This window comes from Lederbergia galactosidilytica, assembly GCF_017873565.1.
Classification (GTDB): domain Bacteria; phylum Bacillota; class Bacilli; order Bacillales; family Bacillaceae_C; genus Lederbergia; species Lederbergia galactosidilytica.
This window is the reverse complement of record NZ_JAGGKH010000022.1, coordinates 18,944-36,528: the sequence shown is the minus strand read 5'-3', so window position 1 is coordinate 36,528 and position 17,585 is coordinate 18,944. Positions and strand designations below refer to the sequence as shown.

Genomic DNA, 17,585 nt, shown 5'->3' with positions numbered 1-17,585 from the left:
TTTTGCCTTAGAACATTTCTTGTCGGAGAGGATTAGGGTGTTAGTCAGAATGGCGTTGTACCAGGACGATGAGGATATAGTCGTTCTTCCAATACCAAGGTGCTTGCGCTCTTCTTAAATAAACAGATGGGAAAATAAGCAGGTGAATTTCATGCGATTGTTGGTAAAAGCACCAGCAAAAATTAATTTATCCCTTGATATACTAGGTAAACGATCAGATGGATATCATGAGATCGAAATGGTTATGACGACCATTGATTTGGCTGACCGCTTAGAGTTGGTTCTATTGGAAGAAGATCGAATTGAAGTGACATCACAAAGTCGCTATGTTCCAGATGATCAGCGAAATTTAGCTTATCAAGCGGCTAATTTGCTGAAAAAGAGATTTAGAATTAAACAAGGTGTACAAATTTCAATTGATAAAGCTATTCCTGTAGCAGCTGGACTAGCTGGTGGTAGTAGTGATGCAGCTGCTACTCTTAAGGGGCTTAATGAAATTTGGGGACTTCATCTATCGACTGAAGAACTTGCCCAGATTGGTTCAGAAATTGGCTCGGATGTTTCTTTCTGTGTACATGGGGGAACGGCATTAGCACAAGGAAGGGGAGAGAAAATCTCGCCCCTGCCAACGCCACCCAATTGTTGGGTAATTTTAGCTAAACCGGAAATAGGTGTATCCACAGCAGAAATATATAAGAATGTAAATATGAGAAATGTTGTTCATCCAAATACGACAGCCATGATAGAAGCATTAAACGGGCAATCTTATCAGGGAATCTGTAATAACTTAGGAAATGCACTTGAAGAAGTTACTTTAAAAATGTATCCGGAAGTGGCCTTAATTAAAGAACAGATGGAGAAATTCGGGGCAGATGCGGTATTGATGAGTGGGAGTGGGCCGACTGTCTTTGGTCTTGTTCAACATGATTCAAGGCTTCATAGAGTTTATAATGGTTTACGTGGCTTTTGTAGTCAAGTATTTGCTGTAAGAATGTTGGGGCATTAGTAAGGACAAGTTAAATCTTGTTTGTATCCGTACGATCATGTATATTAATTATATTAACATTCGTATTTTTGGTTGTGCAGGAGGTTAAAGAATGAAATTTCGTCGTAGCGAGCGCCTTGTGGACATGACATATTATTTAATGAATCATCCGCGAGAGCTTGTGTCGTTAACTCACTTTTCTGGTTTATATCAGGCGGCAAAGTCTTCTATTAGTGAGGATTTGGTGATTATAAAAGAAACCTTTGAAAATAGGGGAATCGGTACACTTCAAACTGTATCTGGAGCTGCTGGCGGGGTTAAATATATTCCGAAGATCAAACAAGAGGAAGCTGAGGAATTTATCCACCATTTATGTGAATTAATTGCTGATCCTGAACGCTTACTTCCCGGTGGTTATCTATATATGACCGATTTATTAGGGGATTCGCAGATTTTAAATGAGGTAGGCAAATTGCTGGCCTCGGCTGTGTCGGATTTAAATATTGATGTTGTGATGACAGTTGCAACAAAAGGTATTCCGATTGCTCAAACTGTTGCTCATCAGTTGAACGTACCATTTATTACTGTTAGAAGAGATAATAAAGTAACAGAAGGATCAACAGTAAGTATTAATTATGTTTCCGGATCGTCTAAACGCATTCAAATGATGTCTCTTTCAAAGCGTAGCTTGAAAGAAGGTTCACGTGTTTTAATTGTGGATGACTTTATGAAGGCCGGAGGAACGATTAATGGGATGGTTGATCTGCTTAAAGAGTTCAATGCAACAGTAGCAGGAATCGGTGTGCTAGTGGAGTCGGAATATCAGGAAGAGCGATTGGTTAACGAGTATATTTCTCTCGCAAAGTTAGCTAATGTTGACATGAAAGAAAAGAAAATCACTGTGACAAAGGGAAATTACTTCTCTGGTCAAGTGGACTTTCTATAAAAAGTAAACAAAAATCTGTATATCCAGAAAAGGGAGAGGATTCAATATGAAAATTGTATCAACAAATCAAGCGCCTGCGGCAATTGGCCCATATTCGCAGGGGATTATTGTTAATCAAATGTTTTATAGTTCTGGTCAAATCCCTCTAACCCCGGAAGGTGAAATTGTTCCTGGTGGCGTTGTGGAACAGACCCACCAAGTCTTCCGAAATCTTCTGGCCGTATTAGAAGAAGCTGGAGCATCTTTAGAAACAGTCATCAAAACAACTGTATTTATTCAAAATATGGATGATTTTGCCACTATTAATGAGGTATATGGAAGTTACTTCTCAACTCATAAACCAGCTCGTTCTTGTGTGGAAGTAGCAAGACTCCCAAAGGATGTATTACTAGAAATTGAAGTAATAGCACAAGTAAAATAGGATCAAGCTCTTTCTTCTATTGCTTTATAAAAAGGATAGAAAAGAGTATGGATACCGTCTAACGCCAATTAGCTCTAGGTTTAGGCGTCAGAGTGCAGTAAGACCAACGCTTTATTTTTGCTGCTATTTTGCTAAGAATTAAACTTAAGAGGGAAAAATATAAGCTTTTCCTTCTTAGGTTCAAGAGTCTTCCTACAACCGTCTATATTCTCACACTCGGTCTATTTAAATCGTGCCATAACCTTATCTTCTTCTTGGGAGAGAGTGACAAGCACTACTTTTCTCGATAAGTTTACAAATTTTAAAAAAATTTACGTTATAAAGAAGGAGATTCGAAATTTATGTTGAATACATATTTATGTCGATCTTGGGAAGAGAAGGTGGTGAGCACAATGGAAGTAACCGACGTGAGATTACGACGAGTAAACACAGAAGGTAGAATGAGAGCGATTGCATCGATTACGCTTGATGAAGAATTCGTCGTACACGACATACGTGTTATTGACGGCAATAACGGACTATTTGTGGCAATGCCAAGTAAACGCACTCCAGATGGAGAATTTCGGGATATTGCTCATCCGATCAATTCAAACACTCGCAGCAAAATCCAGGATGCTGTTTTGGCTGAATATCATCGTTTAGGAGAAGTAGGAGAACCAGAATTGGAAGAAGCTGGGGCCTCTTAAACAGATAAACTTGATTGAGACCCTGCCTTTGAGCAGGGTTTTGCATTTTATTTAAAAGGTTGAGGGTAGACAACCAGATTTGTATTCTAAATTCCCAATACTAGCTACTCTTCCAATTTTCCCCTATTTGTGTCGATCCCTTTCTTATTTCCCCAATGATGCTTATACTAAACATATTGTGTCATCTTTTTATAGAAATTACTGGATTTCTTGAAAAAAACCATTAGATAAGATATATTCAATAATGGAAAAAAGGTTATTGGAGGGCCGTTTATGGCGAATAGATTTGCTGTTATTCTTGCAGCAGGACTCGGGACCCGAATGAAGTCGAAATTTTATAAGGTACTTCATCCGGTTTGTGGAAAACCGATGGTAGAACATATTGTAGATAATATTGCGCAGCTTCAAGTAAGTAAAACGGTAACAGTTGTCGGGCATGGAGCAGAGCTGGTGAAGGCACAGTTAGAAAATAGAAGTGAATTTGTGATTCAGGAAAAACAACTTGGCACAGCCCATGCTGTGATGCAAGCTAGGGAATTACTAGATGGAAAAGAAGGGACTACACTAGTAATCTGTGGCGACACCCCTCTTATTAGTACGGATACTTTAGAAGCTTTGTTTGAGGCACATAAGCAACAGCAAGCAAAAGCAACGGTTTTAACAGCCTATACGGAAGAACCAACTGGATACGGTAGAGTCATTCGTAATCAAGCCGGACAAGTTGAAAAAATTGTCGAACATAAGGATGCGAATGAAGAAGAAAAGAATGTGAAAGAAATTAACACCGGCATGTACTGTTTCGATAATCTAGCTTTATTTCAAGCACTTGCAGAAGTTTCAAATGATAATTCTCAAGGGGAGTATTATTTGACAGATGTCATTGAAATTTTGAAAGCTAAGAATGAAATTGTCTCAGCTTTTCAAACAAATGATTTCAGTGAAACGATGGGAATAAATGATCGTTTAGCGCTATCTCAAGCAGAAAAGATTATGAAAACAAGAATTAACAAAAAACACATGGCAAATGGTGTGACAATCATTGATCCTGCTAATACTTATATTGATACAGATGTGGAAATTGGAATGGATACCATTATTCACCCAGGTTCGGTTATAAAAGGAAAGACCATAATTGGGGATGATTGTCAGATTGGACCACATAGTGAATTAATGAATGCTATTGTGGGTTCTAATACTAACATTCGCCAATCTGTTGTTCATGATAGTTCGATTGGTTCCTATGTTAATATTGGTCCTTATGCACATATCCGACCACAATCAACCATTCATGATGAAGTGAAGATCGGTAATTTTGTTGAGCTTAAAAAGGTTGACTTTGGTAAGGGTAGCAAGGCCTCACACTTGAGCTATATTGGTGATGCTGAGGTAGGATCTAATGTTAATTTAGGTTGTGGTTCAATTACGGTGAATTATGACGGAAAGAATAAAGCACTAACAAAAATTGAGGATGATGTTTTTGTTGGGTGTAATTCAAATCTTATTGCTCCTGTGACGATTAAGAAAAATTCTTATATAGCTGCAGGTTCAACGATTACGGATGATGTACCTGAAAAGGCCTTATCGATTGCACGCGCTAGACAGGTTAATAAAGAAGATTATGTCAAGAAACTAAATTTGGATAATTAATTGGAGGCTCAAAATGTCAAATCAATATCTTGACCCCAGCTTGAAAATTTTTTCATTGAGTTCGAATCGTGCATTGGCGCAAGAAATTGCCGATATTGTAGGAATGGAACTGGGGAAATGTTCGGTCCATAACTTTAGTGATGGTGAAATTCAAATTAATATTGAGGAAAGTATTCGTGGCTGTGATGTCTACGTTGTACAGTCAACAAGTTCCCCTGTTAATCATAATTTAATGGAACTTTTAATTATGATTGATGCATTAAAGAGAGCTTCCGCAAAAACAATTAATATTGTTTTACCTTACTACGGTTATGCGCGCCAAGATCGGAAGGCTAGAGCAAGAGAACCAATTACAGCTAAACTAGTTGCCAATTTAATTGAAACAGCTGGGGCGACTCGCCTTATTACGTTAGATCTACATGCACCGCAAATTCAAGGATTCTTTGATATTCCAATCGATCACTTAATGGGCGTACCGATCTTAGGAGAGTATTTTAAAGCAAAGAATTATACAAAAGATGAAATTGTAATTGTTTCTCCGGACCATGGCGGTGTTACACGCGCTAGAAAGCTGGCCGATCGTTTGAAGGCGCCAATCGCAATTATTGATAAGCGTCGTCCTCGCCCAAATGTGGCGGAGATCATGAATATTGTTGGACATGTAGATGGAAAGGTCGCTATCTTAATTGATGACATTATTGATACTGCTGGAACGATCACGCTTGCTGCAAAGGCACTTGAAGAAAATGGAGCGAAGGAAGTGTATGCATGTTGTACACACCCTGTTTTATCCGGACCAGCTATAGAGCGAATTGAAAGTTCTAATATTAAAGAATTAGTTATTACAAACTCTATTGCACTTCCTGCAGAGAAGAAAATCGATAAGATTAAGGAGCTTTCTGTTGCTTCCCTATTAAGTGAAGCCATTATTCGCGTCCATGAAAATTTATCTGTAAGTACATTATTTGATTGATTTATTCATAGGGGTACAACTAGCAAATGAGGGACATTTGTTGGTTGTTCTCCTTTTTTAAAAGAGATTGTTTTGAGTTCAATGTAAAGTATTTGGAATAGCTGTGTATATTGTGTTTACGGGTTTCTCTTGGAATATTTCGGGGAAATTTAGTTTCTCTTCAATTTGGCGAATTCAGATTATTCCTAGATTTAAAACCTTTTCATTAGAAGTTTATTTTCTTATATGGTAGGGTATAGATAGGAATATAATATTTTGAATAATTGGGAGAGGTCGTGTCATTAATGGAATCAGTTTTAACTGCAAATCGTCGTGAACACGGACGTCGTTCACAATTAACAGAAATTCGCGAACGTGGAGATATTCCAGCCGTTTTATACGGTTATCAAGTTGAAAATACACCAATCTTTGTTAATAGTATCGAATTTGTTAAAACGATGCGTGAGGTTGGGAGAAACGGTGTTATATCCCTAGATTTAGGGGGAAATAAGGTTAATGTTATTCTTCATGAATATCAACAAGACCCGTTGAAAAATGAAGTAACACATGCCGACTTTCTAGCAGTCGATATGAAGCAAGAAATTGAAGCTCAAGTTCGTGTTGAACTGGTCGGTGAAGCAGAAGGAGCTAAGCAAGGTGGGGTTCTCCAACAAATTCTTTACGAATTAAGTGTGACTGCAACACCGAAAAATATCCCAGAGGTATTTGAAGTAGATATCACTGATCAGCAAATAGGTGATACCTTAACAGTAGGAGATATTAAAGATAAATATAATATCACGATTAACCACGAAGACATAGAAGCAATTGTTACGGTACAACCACCAAGAGAAGAAGTGGAAGAATCCGATGATTCAGCAACTCAAACTGAGCCAGAAGTCATCGGTGAAGATAAATCTGCTGAAGCATAATAGAAGAGTACAACCAGGGATATCTTTTAGATAAACTGGACATTAGTCATATAAGAGTGAGATTGCGCAGCCGAAGCAAGGCTGCGCTTTGTCTCTGTGCTCATTTAATATGAATTGAAAATGGCAGTTCTTTTAAGGGAGGCTTTCCTGTATAATAAAGGGAATGGCCATGGTGATATATTGGAGTGTATAGATAATGAAATTAATTGCTGGATTAGGAAATCCAGGTCGATCATATAATCAAACAAGGCACAATATTGGCTTTGAAGTAGTAGACTGCTTAGCTGATCGAAATGGGGTTCCTTTAACAAAGACAAAATTTAATGGTTTGTATTCTATAATTCATCATAATGGGGAAAAAATCCTTATTGTAAAACCTCTCACCTATATGAATTTATCGGGAGACTGTATCCGCCCTATGATGGATTACTTTGAAATAAAGCAAGAAGATTTATTAGTGATTTATGATGATTTAGATTTGCCAGTAGGGAAGATCCGCCTAAGACAAAAGGGAAGTGCTGGTGGCCACAATGGAATAAAATCAATGATTGCCCATTTAGGGTCACAAGAGTTTAATCGTATTCGTGTAGGGATTAATCGGCCACCAGTAGGAATGACTGTACCAGATTATGTACTAGGAAAGTTCTCTAAAGAGGAATGGCGAGACATGAAGATGGTCATCGATAAATGTACAGACGCCTGTGAGGCTTGGTTTGAAAAGCCATTTCTGGAAGTTATGAATCAATTTAATGCCTAATGTGAATAACTCCTTATAAACTTGTTCATACTATATGAACCGATTGTTTGTAAGGAGGCTCGAGATCATGCGAGTTCATTATTTTTGCCGTCATTGTGCAACAAAGGTAGGCGAAATTGATGGTGGATTGCTAACTGAGGAAGAATTGGGCATTCATCAATTGAAGGAAAATGAAAAAGAAGAAATGATAACTTATAGAGGGAACGGCGATATACAAATCCAAACGATTTGTGAGAATTGCCAAGGAGCTTTTGAAGAAAATCCCGATTTGCATCAATATGACTTTTTTATTCATTAAAGCGCATGTTCAAAGAGGAAGATATGAGGACCAAGTTGGCTAAGGCTGCTACTGTCTTAGCCATGGAGGTTTAGGATCCTACATGCTCCGTAGAATTAAAACGATAGACCATCATTTTAAGGACTTTTTGAACATCCTTTAAACGCTTTGGAGTAACATCCAAAGCATTTTTCTGTTAGCGAGTTAGGGTCAACAGAAAGTTGGTTAGAACGGTGTTACCAATGAAGTGGCGTCTTTAGCCGTTTATTCTTTGTATGTCATACGGGCACTTGGGCTTTGCCTGTGCTTTAAGAAACTATAAAACCTTAGCTTGTGGATAAATTCTGATAGGAAAGATCGTCATCCAACTTCGGGGCCAACCGCTTAGGCCAAATAACTTGATCTAAAATAGTCAAATTGGCTTTATATAGATTTTGAATATTTGCTTGTTGCCGTTAGGTAGGCGCCTTGCGCTTTTGTTCAAAGCTTTTGAAAAAAGGAGTAAGTCATGGAAGCATTAACAAATTTAATTACACAACAAACGGAAATACAATCGATTTTATCTGGAATAGATGAGCACTTAGATGAACAGTTGGTTTCAGGATTAACGGGTTCTGCAAGGTCTGTAGTCATTGCATCTATTGCCAAGAAAACTGAAAAGTCAATTATTGTTGTTACTCATAATCTACTGCAAGCTCAGAAGATTTACGAAGATTTGCAGCAATTGATGGATGAAGACCGTTTATTTCTTTATCCAGCAAATGAACTAATTGCTGCGGAGATTGGCATAGCCAGCCCAGAATTGCGTGCACAACGAATTGAGACACTTAATTATATGGCTTCCGGGCAACCCGGGGTTTTCGTTGTGCCTGTTGCAGGGGTAAGGAGAATTTTGCCTACACCGACGGAATGGAAAAAGCATCTTTTGTCCATTAAGGTTGGAGGAGAGGTAAATGTAGAGGAAGAAATCCTCCGGTTTGTGGAAATGGGATATCAACGGACAGATATGGTCAGTGCCCCAGGAGAATTTAGTATGCGTGGGGGAATAATCGATATCTATCCCTTAACTGAAACAGATCCTATACGAATTGAATTATTTGATACAGAAGTAGATTCTATTCGAACGTTTTCTTTAGAAGATCAACGTTCAAAAGAAAAAAGAGAAGAAGTTTTGATTGGTCCAGCTACAGAATCACCTGTAGATCAGGAACGTTTAAAGGTTATTGCCACTAAATTGGAGGCCGCACTTGCGAACTCATTGAAAAAATTAAGAAGCCAAGATGCAAAAGCCAAAATGGCAGAGAAGATTGGGTATGACCTGGAACAATTACGAAATGGTCAGAAACCAGAGCAATTTTTCAAATATTTATCTTTTGAATATGACCCTGCAGCAAGTTTACTAGATTATCTTTCTAGTAATGGCTTACTTATCCTTGATGAGATGAGTCGCATACAAGAGATGAATGAAAGATTGGAAAAAGAAGAGGCCGAGTGGTATACATCATTATTGGAACAGGGAGAAATGGTGCATGATGTCCCTGTATCCCTACAGTTTTCAGAGTTACTGACGGCAAATCGCTCACTACCGAAAATTTACTTGTCGATGTTTTTGCGGCATATAGCTAACACGAATCCACAGAACATTTCCAATATCTCTTGTAAACCGATGCAAAATTTTCATGGTCAGATGCATTTATTAAAGGGGGAAGTGGACCGTTGGCATAAAAACCAATATTCCGTTGTTTTTTTAGCCCCTAATGAAGAGCGGGCTAATAAATTACATTCAGTTTTAGAGGATTATGAAATTGAGGCAGCCGTTGTGAAGAAGCCACTATCAACTGGTCCCGGGATTCAAATTATGAAGGGATCCCTTACTACAGGCTTTGAATTACAAGGATCCAAAATGGCTGTCATTACGGAAGAAGAAATCTTTAATAAAAAGACAAGAAAAGTAAAAAGAAAGCAAAAGTTATCAAATGCAGAACGGATTAAGAGCTATTCCGAATTGCAAGTGGGCGATTATATCGTTCATGTTAACCATGGGATCGGGAAATACCTCGGCATAGAAACACTTGTAATTAATGGAGTCCATAAAGATTATTTGCACTTAAGATATCAAGGTAGTGACAAATTATATGTACCTGTTGAACAAATAGATTTGGTGCAAAAATATGTTGCCTCTGAGGGAAAAGATCCTAAAATTTATAAATTAGGCGGCAGTGACTGGAAACGTGTAAAAAAGAAAGTGGAAACATCTGTTAAAGATATTGCAGATGATCTAATTAAATTGTATGCGGAGAGAGAAGCGGCTAAAGGTTATGCCTTTTCGCCGGATGGTGATATGCAAAGGGAATTAGAAACATCTTTCCCATATCAAGAGACAGAAGATCAGCTCCGTTCCATTATGGAGATTAAGCGAGATATGGAACGTGAAAGACCGATGGATCGACTTTTATGTGGGGATGTTGGATATGGAAAAACAGAAGTGGCAATTCGAGCTGCTTTTAAGGCAATTATGGATGGAAAACAGGTCGCTTTCCTTGTACCAACAACAATATTAGCTCAGCAACACTTTGAAACAGTAAAAGAAAGATTTCAAGATTATCCTATCAATATTAGTTTGCTTAGTCGCTTTCGTACAAGAAAGCAACAAACGGAAACATCGAAAGGGTTAAAAAACGGAACGGTGGATATTGTGATCGGCACACACCGCCTTTTATCTAAAGATATTCAATTCGCTGACTTAGGTTTATTAATTGTCGATGAAGAACAACGGTTTGGTGTTACCCATAAGGAAAAGCTGAAACAGCTAAAAGCCAATATTGACGTTTTAACTTTAACAGCAACTCCGATTCCAAGAACTTTGCATATGTCAATGCTAGGAGTACGAGATTTATCTGTTATTGAAACACCGCCGGAAAACCGCTTCCCGATCCAAACCTTTGTAATGGAATATAATGGCTCTCTAGTGAAAGAGTCGATAGAACGGGAACTTGCCAGAGGTGGCCAAGTCTATTTCTTATATAATCGAGTTGAGGATATTGAGAGAATGGCGGAAGAAGTTTCATTATTAGTACCTGACGCAAGGGTGGCCTATGCACATGGACAAATGACAGAGACAGAATTAGAATCTGTTATCCTTAGCTTCCTTGACGGAGAATTTGATGTATTAGTCACAACGACAATTATTGAAACAGGTGTTGATATACCGAATGTAAATACTTTAATTGTCCATGATGCTGATCGGATGGGACTTTCTCAGCTCTATCAATTACGTGGACGGGTTGGACGCTCAAATCGTGTGGCTTATGCGTATTTTACGTATAGAAGAAATAAGGTATTGACAGAGGTTGCCGAAAAAAGATTACAATCGATTAAAGAGTTTACTGAATTAGGTTCGGGCTTTAAGATTGCTATGCGAGATTTATCAATCCGAGGAGCTGGAAATCTGTTAGGAGCACAGCAACACGGCTTTATTGATTCTGTCGGTTTTGACTTGTACTCGCAAATGCTGAAAGAAGCAATTGACGAACGTAAAGGTGAAATGAATCAACAAGAGCCGCCTGCGTTTGAGGTAGAATTAGAATTAGATGCTTATATTCCCGATGCTTATATAAAAGATGGACGTCAGAAGATTGAAATGTACAAGCGATTCCGAAATATTGAGACACTGGAAGAACTTGGAGAACTGCAAGAAGAAATGATTGACCGTTTTGGCGATTATCCGGAGCAGGTAGAGCTATTATTTACTGTAGCTGAAATTAAAGTTTATGCCAAAGAAGCCAAATTAGAGTCAATCAAACAATCCAAGTCTGAAATCACTATCCATATGTCGGAGATTGGTACAGGTGAAACCGATGGATCAAAAGTGTTTAAAATCTGTAGTCAATTCGGAAGAAAAGTTGGCCTTGGGATGGATGGTTCCCAATTAAAAATTACCATCCAAATTGGCAAAATGCCTCAGCAAGAATGGCTAGAAATGGTCAAAAAAATGATGCGAGACCTAAAAACAGCGAAGAAGTAAGAAAAGCGAAGGCGACTGTTCAGCTGCGTACAAACTTTCTAAGGGCCTGACGAGATAAAGGAAACACGGCGAAGCATGAGCCGATGTTGACTTATCATAGGAAGGCACTGAAAGTTTGCTAGCAGGTAGGAGCCGAAGCTAGACAAAAGAAAAGCGAAGGCGACTGTTCAGCTGCGTACAAACTTTCTAAGGGCCTGACGAGATAAAGGAAACACGGCGAAGCATGAGCCGATGTTGACTTATCATAGGAAGGCACTGAAAGTTTGCTAGCAGGTAGGAGCCGAAGCTAGACAAAAGAAAAGCGAAGGCGACTGTTCAGCTGCGTACAAAGTTGAGTCTTGTAAGGATGAACGGCTAAGGATGCGCTATCTAGTGCAACACCGTTCAGACTCGAATCCTGCTGGTCTGAGATAAAGGAAACTATGAATGGTAAAAGACGGCTGCCAAGGGGCGACAGGCAAATGTTCTTAAATCTTGAAAGGGCAATTTTCCCTTGATAGGTTCAAGGTTATTTGCCCCCGATCCTACCGTCTATGCAAGCTAAAATGAAAAGGCTGGTACTTGTTTTGATAAGTATTTTGGATGGAAATATATTGTGGCTACCGAGGTTTAATAATTAAATCAAGGCTTTTTGCGAACCCTGTTAAAAAAATAAGTGAATTTATGAATAGAACTTTTCATCTGAAAGATACTAAATTTAACAACCGATGGAAATGAAAGCTAAATAGCAGAGACACTTCCTTATTTGGTAAAGATTTTCCAACCGTGTTTTTTAGGGGTTAGTGTCTTTGGAAATCATCAGATGAAAGTGAGGCAGCTTAAGATGAAAGCAACTGGAATCGTTCGTCGAATCGATGATTTGGGAAGGGTGGTTATCCCAAAAGAAATCCGTAGAACTTTAAGAATCCGTGAGGGAGATCCACTTGAGATTTTTGTGGATCGGGACGGCGAAGTTATCTTAAAGAAATATTCACCTATTAGTGAACTCGGGGATTTTGCTAAGGAATATGCAGAAGCCTTATTTGAAAGCTTAGGTAGTTCCATTTTAATTTGCGACCGCGATGGCGTCATTGCTGTAGCAGGGACTTCTAAAAAGGAATACATGAATAAACATAATGGTGAAGTAATTGAAAGGTCAATGGCAGATCGAACTTCCCGAATTGAAAAAAATGCTGGTAATACAATTTTAGTGGAAGGGAATCAAGAAGAATTGACTTCTTATGCTGTGTCGCCAATAATTGCGAGTGGTGATCCGATTGGGGCTGTTGTCATTTTTTCTAAAGACCGCACCATTGGTGAAATTGAACACAAATCTGCTGAAACAGCGGCGAGCTTCCTTGCCAGACAGATGGAGTCATAAAGGAATAATTTTTTGATAAATAATTTATTTTTGAATCACGGATAACCCGAGTGAAATTATGCTCGGGTTTTTGTTATGTTGCAAATTAAGAATGAATTGAAAACATGGTATAATACTTGTTATTCTAAGGATTAGCGAAAGGCGAGAACAGCTATTGTCTCTACAAACAAACAATCAATATATGAAGGGCGCGTTTATATTAACAATCGCTGCTTTTATTGTAAAAATTTTAAGTGCTGTATATCGAGTCCCATATCAAAATATCGTTGGTGATATTGGCTTCTATATCTATCAGCAAGTGTACCCTATCTACGGGGTCGGAATGATTTTGGCTACATCCGGATTTCCGGTGATTATTTCTAAGTTGGCTGCTGAGGATGGAACTGGAAAGCGGGAATACTTAGCCCATCGCATGCAAGCAGCTTTGATTACACTTCTTATTGTGGGGATCAGCTTATTTTGTTGCTTTTTCTTTGGTGCTTCCCTGATTGCCCAATGGATGGGGGACGCGCAATTAACCACTTTAATTAAGATGACAGCTTTTATGTTTTTACTGTTGCCATTTTTATCGATAAGTCGAGGATATTTTCAAAGTACAGGTGATATGCTTCCGACTGCAACTAGCCAAGTGGTAGAGCAAACAGTTAGAGTGTTCATTATTATGGGAGCGGCTATAATTTTAACCAGACAAGGATATTCGCTATATGATGTTGGGACTGGTGCAATTGCAGGCTCCTTTATTGGTGGAACGATTGGAGTAGGGATTCTCCTCGGCTATATGCTTAAAAGAAAAATGTTCTCTTTATTATTTATGAAGGGCCTATCCTGGAAAAAGTTTTATACAACTGCACAAATCGTTCTTGTTCATGGGGCTGTTTTTTGTCTTAGTGGATTAGTGCTTATTTTATTTCAATTTGTTGATTCCTTTAGTATATATTCAATATTGACAAGCTCAGGGATAGAAATAGAAAAGGCTAAAGCATTAAAGGGAATCTTTGACCGTGGACAACCGCTCATTCAATTAGGAACGGTTGTCGCATCCTCATTTTCACTAGCCCTCGTGCCGATTGTAACAGCTGCTTGGATAAAAGGTGATGAAGCCACTATTCAAATAAGAACAGCTAGTGCATTGAAAATAACACTTGTGGTCGCGATTGGAGCGACTATGGGGCTTATAAATATTATTAAGCCAACCAATATAATGTTATTTGCGAATGATCAAGGTTCTGGAGTGTTGTCTGTTTTAGCTATTGCTATTTTATTTAGCTCTTTGATTTTAATTTGTACAGGAATTTTACAAGCATTAGGTTATGTATTGGTTGTAGTAAAATATATTTTACTGGGACTAGGCATTAAAATAATCGGCAATTATATAGGGGTATCATTATTAGGAACAATGGGTGCTTCTCTATCAACAGTCATCGGTTTAGCTGTTATGGCTACCCTCTTTATTCGGCAGTTGCATAAGCGGGTTTCGCTGTTGGCAACAATCAAGAAAATCCTTCCTAATGTTTGTTTGGCTGCACTAGCAATGACTATTGTTTTGCAAGCATGGTTATTTTTGTTTTCCTTTTTAGGAGATGGCCGCATTTATAGTGCGATCCTCTCTTTATCCAGTGTAATCTTGGGAGCGTGTGTCTATTTATTGATTATTTTAAAAAGTGGGTGTCTTACAGAGGAAGAGCTTGCCTTTTTCCCTTTTAGTAGTAAGCTCAATCGTCTTAATTCGAACAGAAAGTGAGAAGGGTAGAATGAATGGAGAAATAACCGTCATCGGTTTAGGTCCTGGAGGCTTGGAACAGCTGCCCCTTGGAATTTATAAATTATTAAAGCAAGAGAGATTACTTTTTTTGCGAACGAAAGAACATCCCGTTGTTGCAGAATTGATAGATGAGGGACTTAGCTTTGAATCATTCGATGATATTTATGAAAAGCATGATGATTTTGCTAAGGTATACGAGGAAATTACTCAGTTTCTATTAAATAAAGCGGAAAATGAATCGATTACCTATGCGGTTCCAGGTCATCCACTTGTCGCTGAAAGAACTGTCCAACTTTTATTAGAATGGGCTCCCGAAAGAGACATAATGATTCGTATTCAAGGAGGACAAAGCTTTTTGGATCCTTTGTTTACATCTCTTAAGATAGATCCAATTGAAGGATTTCAGCTTTTAGACGGGACATCATTACAAAGAGACGAAATTCAAATTCGCCAACATGTAATCATTGGCCAAGTATACGATGCTTTTGTTGCATCTGAAGTCAAGCTCACACTTATGGAGAAATATCCGGATGATTATGAAGTATTCCTTGTGACGGCTGCAGGCAGTAAGGAGGAAAAAGTAAGAAAACTACCACTATATGAATTAGATCATGATATGACATTGGACAATCTAACAAGTTTATATGTCCCACCAATTGTGGAGCAAGCTCAGGCTTATAAAGAATTCTCCACTTTACGTCATATTATTACAGATTTACGTGGGCCCAATGGATGTCCATGGGACAAGGAACAAACTCATCTTTCTTTGAAGAAATACCTGATTGAGGAAGCCTATGAGCTGTTAGCCGCTATTGACCAAGATGATATTGAAAACATGATTGAAGAACTTGGCGATGTTTTACTGCAAATTATGCTTCATGCTCAAATCGGAGAAGATGAAGGAATGTTTTCGATTGAAGATGTGCTAGAATCGATCTCAAGCAAAATGGTTCGCCGTCATCCACACGTATTTGGGGATGTGACAGTACGAAATGCAGAAGAAGTGACAGCTAATTGGAACGAAATCAAAGCAATGGAGAAAAATAGAGATGCTTCTATTTTGGATCAAGCCGAAAAAGGACTTCCCGCTTTAATCAAAGCTTATGAATATCAAAAAAGGGCAGGTAAAGTAGGATTTGATTGGGGAGAAGCTCAGGAAGCTTGGGAAAAAGTTAAGGAAGAATTGCAGGAATTCGAGACTGAGATGGCGAAAGAAGATAAACAAGAGCAAATAAAGGAATTAGGAGATCTATTATTTGCGGTTGTGAATGTTTCCCGTCTATTGAACATACATCCAGAAGAGGCGCTAGCCAGCACAAATGAAAAGTTTTCCCGCCGCTTTACTTACATAGAAAAGAAAGTTAGGGAAAGTGGGAAAAGCTTCGAAGCATATACCCTTAAGCAGCTAGACCAGTTTTGGGATGAAGCAAAAGAAAAGGGATTATAACAAGAAAAGCGCAAGTGCCCAAAGTTAGGTAATATAATAACTATTTTTTATAAAAGAAGGTGAAAGCATGACAACTATGCGTTTAGATAAATTTTTGAAAGTTTCTCGGCTTATAAAAAGACGTACACTTGCAAAGGAAGTGGCAGATAAAGGGAGAATTTTCATTAATGGGCAGCAGGCTAAAGCAGGCTCCAATGTGAAGGTTGGCGATGAATTAGAGATTCGCTTTGGCCAAAAGCTTGTAACAGTACAGGTTACAGAGCTTCAAGAGTCTACCAAAAAAGAAGATGCTGCAAACATGTACAAGATTGTAAAAGAAGAGAATTTAACGACAACTGATTAATAATAACATTTGTTAAAAGATAAACTACTCTGATAAAGGGCTTGTTCTATTTCCTCATTTACCTTCATATGTATGAAGTAAAATCAGTACGAAAATGAGGGATAAAAATGAACCAATATCATGAATCCATGTCAAAAAGCTCAACACCAGAGCACGACTTAACTATGCGGGGTAGAAAGTTACTTGATATAACGGGTGTGAAACATGTAGAGAGTTTTGATAATGAGGAATTTCTATTAGAAACAACAATGGGATATTTATCGATACATGGACAAAATCTCCAAATGAAGAACTTAGATGTTGATCGAGGAATTGTCTCAATTAAAGGGAAAATATATGATCTTGTTTATCTTGATGATCATCATGGGGAGAAGGCTAAAGGATTCTTTGGCAAGTTGTTTCGATGACTTTATCTACCCAATTTTATACCATGCTCGCTATGATTAGTATGGGTAGCTTTTTCGGTGCCTCGCTTGATACGTACCAGCGCTTCTTAAAGCGAGGAAGCCGTAGTAAGATTCTTGTATTTATCAATGATATATTATTTTGGCTTTTACATGGTATCATTATTTTTTATGTATTATTTCTTGTTAATTATGGTGAGGTACGCTTATATCTTATCTTAGCAATTCTGTGTGGCTTTGCGGCCTATCAAGCTTTAATAAAGGGTATATACCTCCGGATATTAGAGTGGGGCATTTCCTTTTTAAAAGCGACTTGGTCCTTAATTAAAAAAATGTTCCTCTTTTTTATCTATCGTCCGATTAAAGCAATAATTTTCTTGATTTTTACTATTCTGTTAGGTATTGGGCGCTTTGCTTGGGTTCTTGTAAAAGGGATTGGAATCGTGTTATTATGGGTATTAAAGATAATCTGGTATCCGTTTACTCTCTTAGCGAAAGGTATTCTTTTATTATTGCCCAAGACTTGGATAACAATATTACAAAGAATATTTCATTCTACTACACGTATATGGAATAAAATTGTTCATTTTGTTCAAGATTATATGAAGAAATTTTTCAAAAAATAATGGTAAGGAGGTCTCA

General features: G+C 38.1%; 16 protein-coding genes. All 16 read left to right on the top strand.

Annotated features, from left to right (window positions below):
* The first annotated feature begins 151 nt into the window (after window positions 1–151).
* The 16 genes from ispE (at window position 152) to yabQ (ending at window position 17,569) form a co-directional block, all read left to right on the top strand.
* Complete coding sequence (gene ispE / locus J2Z23_RS18705; protein ID WP_057987677.1) at window positions 152–1,006, top strand: 4-(cytidine 5'-diphospho)-2-C-methyl-D-erythritol kinase; 855 nt, start codon at window positions 152–154, stop codon at window positions 1,004–1,006.
* A 91-nt stretch (window positions 1,007–1,097) separates the two neighbouring features.
* Window positions 1,098–1,931 carry a pur operon repressor gene (gene purR, locus J2Z23_RS18700; RefSeq protein ID WP_057987679.1) on the top strand — a complete coding sequence of 278 codons (834 nt, stop codon included), beginning with the start codon at window positions 1,098–1,100 and terminating at the stop codon, window positions 1,929–1,931.
* Window positions 1,932–1,977: 46 nt separating this feature from the next.
* Window positions 1,978–2,352, top strand: a complete 375-nt coding sequence (locus J2Z23_RS18695) for a RidA family protein (protein WP_057987681.1) — start codon at window positions 1,978–1,980, stop codon at window positions 2,350–2,352.
* A 392-nt stretch (window positions 2,353–2,744) separates the two neighbouring features.
* Window positions 2,745–3,038: a septation regulator SpoVG gene (gene spoVG, locus J2Z23_RS18690; RefSeq protein ID WP_057987739.1), complete on the top strand. Its 294-nt coding sequence runs from the start codon at window positions 2,745–2,747 to the stop codon at window positions 3,036–3,038.
* Between the two features lie 273 nt (window positions 3,039–3,311).
* A complete protein-coding gene (gene glmU / locus J2Z23_RS18685; RefSeq protein ID WP_057987683.1) occupies window positions 3,312–4,685 on the top strand; it encodes a bifunctional UDP-N-acetylglucosamine diphosphorylase/glucosamine-1-phosphate N-acetyltransferase GlmU in 1,374 nt (457 codons plus the stop codon).
* A 13-nt stretch (window positions 4,686–4,698) separates the two neighbouring features.
* Window positions 4,699–5,658 carry a ribose-phosphate diphosphokinase gene (locus J2Z23_RS18680; RefSeq protein ID WP_057987685.1) on the top strand — a complete coding sequence of 320 codons (960 nt, stop codon included), beginning with the start codon at window positions 4,699–4,701 and terminating at the stop codon, window positions 5,656–5,658.
* 284 nt (window positions 5,659–5,942) lie between these two features.
* Complete coding sequence (locus J2Z23_RS18675; protein WP_057987687.1) at window positions 5,943–6,569, top strand: 50S ribosomal protein L25/general stress protein Ctc; 627 nt, start codon at window positions 5,943–5,945, stop codon at window positions 6,567–6,569.
* Window positions 6,570–6,765: 196 nt separating this feature from the next.
* The gene (gene pth, locus J2Z23_RS18670) at window positions 6,766–7,326 is read left to right on the top strand and encodes an aminoacyl-tRNA hydrolase (RefSeq protein ID WP_057987689.1); all 561 of its coding nucleotides are present in this window, start codon (window positions 6,766–6,768) and stop codon (window positions 7,324–7,326) included.
* A gap of 67 nt (window positions 7,327–7,393) precedes the next feature.
* Window positions 7,394–7,624 (top strand): anti-sigma-F factor Fin, encoded by a 231-nt coding sequence (locus tag J2Z23_RS18665; protein ID WP_057987692.1) that lies wholly within the window; start codon window positions 7,394–7,396, stop codon window positions 7,622–7,624.
* Between the two features lie 487 nt (window positions 7,625–8,111).
* Window positions 8,112–11,627 carry a transcription-repair coupling factor gene (gene mfd, locus J2Z23_RS18660; RefSeq protein WP_209974829.1) on the top strand — a complete coding sequence of 1,172 codons (3,516 nt, stop codon included), beginning with the start codon at window positions 8,112–8,114 and terminating at the stop codon, window positions 11,625–11,627.
* Between the two features lie 823 nt (window positions 11,628–12,450).
* Entirely contained in the window at window positions 12,451–12,987 is a 537-nt protein-coding gene (spoVT, locus tag J2Z23_RS18655; RefSeq protein WP_057987697.1) for a stage V sporulation protein T, read from the top strand.
* Window positions 12,988–13,141: 154 nt separating this feature from the next.
* Complete coding sequence (locus J2Z23_RS18650) at window positions 13,142–14,728, top strand: putative polysaccharide biosynthesis protein (protein ID WP_082881286.1); 1,587 nt, start codon at window positions 13,142–13,144, stop codon at window positions 14,726–14,728.
* Between the two features lie 10 nt (window positions 14,729–14,738).
* The gene (yabN, locus tag J2Z23_RS18645) at window positions 14,739–16,196 is read left to right on the top strand and encodes a bifunctional methyltransferase/pyrophosphohydrolase YabN (protein WP_057987699.1); all 1,458 of its coding nucleotides are present in this window, start codon (window positions 14,739–14,741) and stop codon (window positions 16,194–16,196) included.
* A 76-nt stretch (window positions 16,197–16,272) separates the two neighbouring features.
* Window positions 16,273–16,539 (top strand): RNA-binding S4 domain-containing protein, encoded by a 267-nt coding sequence (locus J2Z23_RS18640; protein WP_057987742.1) that lies wholly within the window; start codon window positions 16,273–16,275, stop codon window positions 16,537–16,539.
* Window positions 16,540–16,646: 107 nt separating this feature from the next.
* Window positions 16,647–16,946 carry a sporulation protein YabP gene (gene yabP, locus J2Z23_RS18635; protein ID WP_057987701.1) on the top strand — a complete coding sequence of 100 codons (300 nt, stop codon included), beginning with the start codon at window positions 16,647–16,649 and terminating at the stop codon, window positions 16,944–16,946.
* On the top strand, window positions 16,943–17,569 hold the full coding sequence (yabQ, locus tag J2Z23_RS18630) for a spore cortex biosynthesis protein YabQ (RefSeq protein ID WP_209974827.1): 627 nt from the start codon (window positions 16,943–16,945) through the stop codon (window positions 17,567–17,569). Before yabP ends, yabQ begins: the two co-directional genes overlap by 4 nt.
* The last annotated feature ends 16 nt before the right edge of the window (window positions 17,570–17,585 follow it).

Bases quoted from the DNA above. Each gene is read 5' to 3' on its own strand.
- ispE (WP_057987677.1), top strand. From the start codon at position 152: ATGCGATTGTTGGTAAAAGCACCAGCAAAAATTAATTTATCCCTTGAT.
- purR (WP_057987679.1), top strand. From the start codon at position 1,098: ATGAAATTTCGTCGTAGCGAGCGCCTTGTGGACATGACATATTATTTA.
- J2Z23_RS18695 (WP_057987681.1), top strand. From the start codon at position 1,978: ATGAAAATTGTATCAACAAATCAAGCGCCTGCGGCAATTGGCCCATAT.
- spoVG (WP_057987739.1), top strand. From the start codon at position 2,745: ATGGAAGTAACCGACGTGAGATTACGACGAGTAAACACAGAAGGTAGA.
- glmU (WP_057987683.1), top strand. From the start codon at position 3,312: ATGGCGAATAGATTTGCTGTTATTCTTGCAGCAGGACTCGGGACCCGA.
- J2Z23_RS18680 (WP_057987685.1), top strand. From the start codon at position 4,699: ATGTCAAATCAATATCTTGACCCCAGCTTGAAAATTTTTTCATTGAGT.
- J2Z23_RS18675 (WP_057987687.1), top strand. From the start codon at position 5,943: ATGGAATCAGTTTTAACTGCAAATCGTCGTGAACACGGACGTCGTTCA.
- pth (WP_057987689.1), top strand. From the start codon at position 6,766: ATGAAATTAATTGCTGGATTAGGAAATCCAGGTCGATCATATAATCAA.
- J2Z23_RS18665 (WP_057987692.1), top strand. From the start codon at position 7,394: ATGCGAGTTCATTATTTTTGCCGTCATTGTGCAACAAAGGTAGGCGAA.
- mfd (WP_209974829.1), top strand. From the start codon at position 8,112: ATGGAAGCATTAACAAATTTAATTACACAACAAACGGAAATACAATCG.
- spoVT (WP_057987697.1), top strand. From the start codon at position 12,451: ATGAAAGCAACTGGAATCGTTCGTCGAATCGATGATTTGGGAAGGGTG.
- yabN (WP_057987699.1), top strand. From the start codon at position 14,739: ATGAATGGAGAAATAACCGTCATCGGTTTAGGTCCTGGAGGCTTGGAA.
- J2Z23_RS18640 (WP_057987742.1), top strand. From the start codon at position 16,273: ATGCGTTTAGATAAATTTTTGAAAGTTTCTCGGCTTATAAAAAGACGT.
- yabP (WP_057987701.1), top strand. From the start codon at position 16,647: ATGAACCAATATCATGAATCCATGTCAAAAAGCTCAACACCAGAGCAC.
- yabQ (WP_209974827.1), top strand. From the start codon at position 16,943: ATGACTTTATCTACCCAATTTTATACCATGCTCGCTATGATTAGTATG.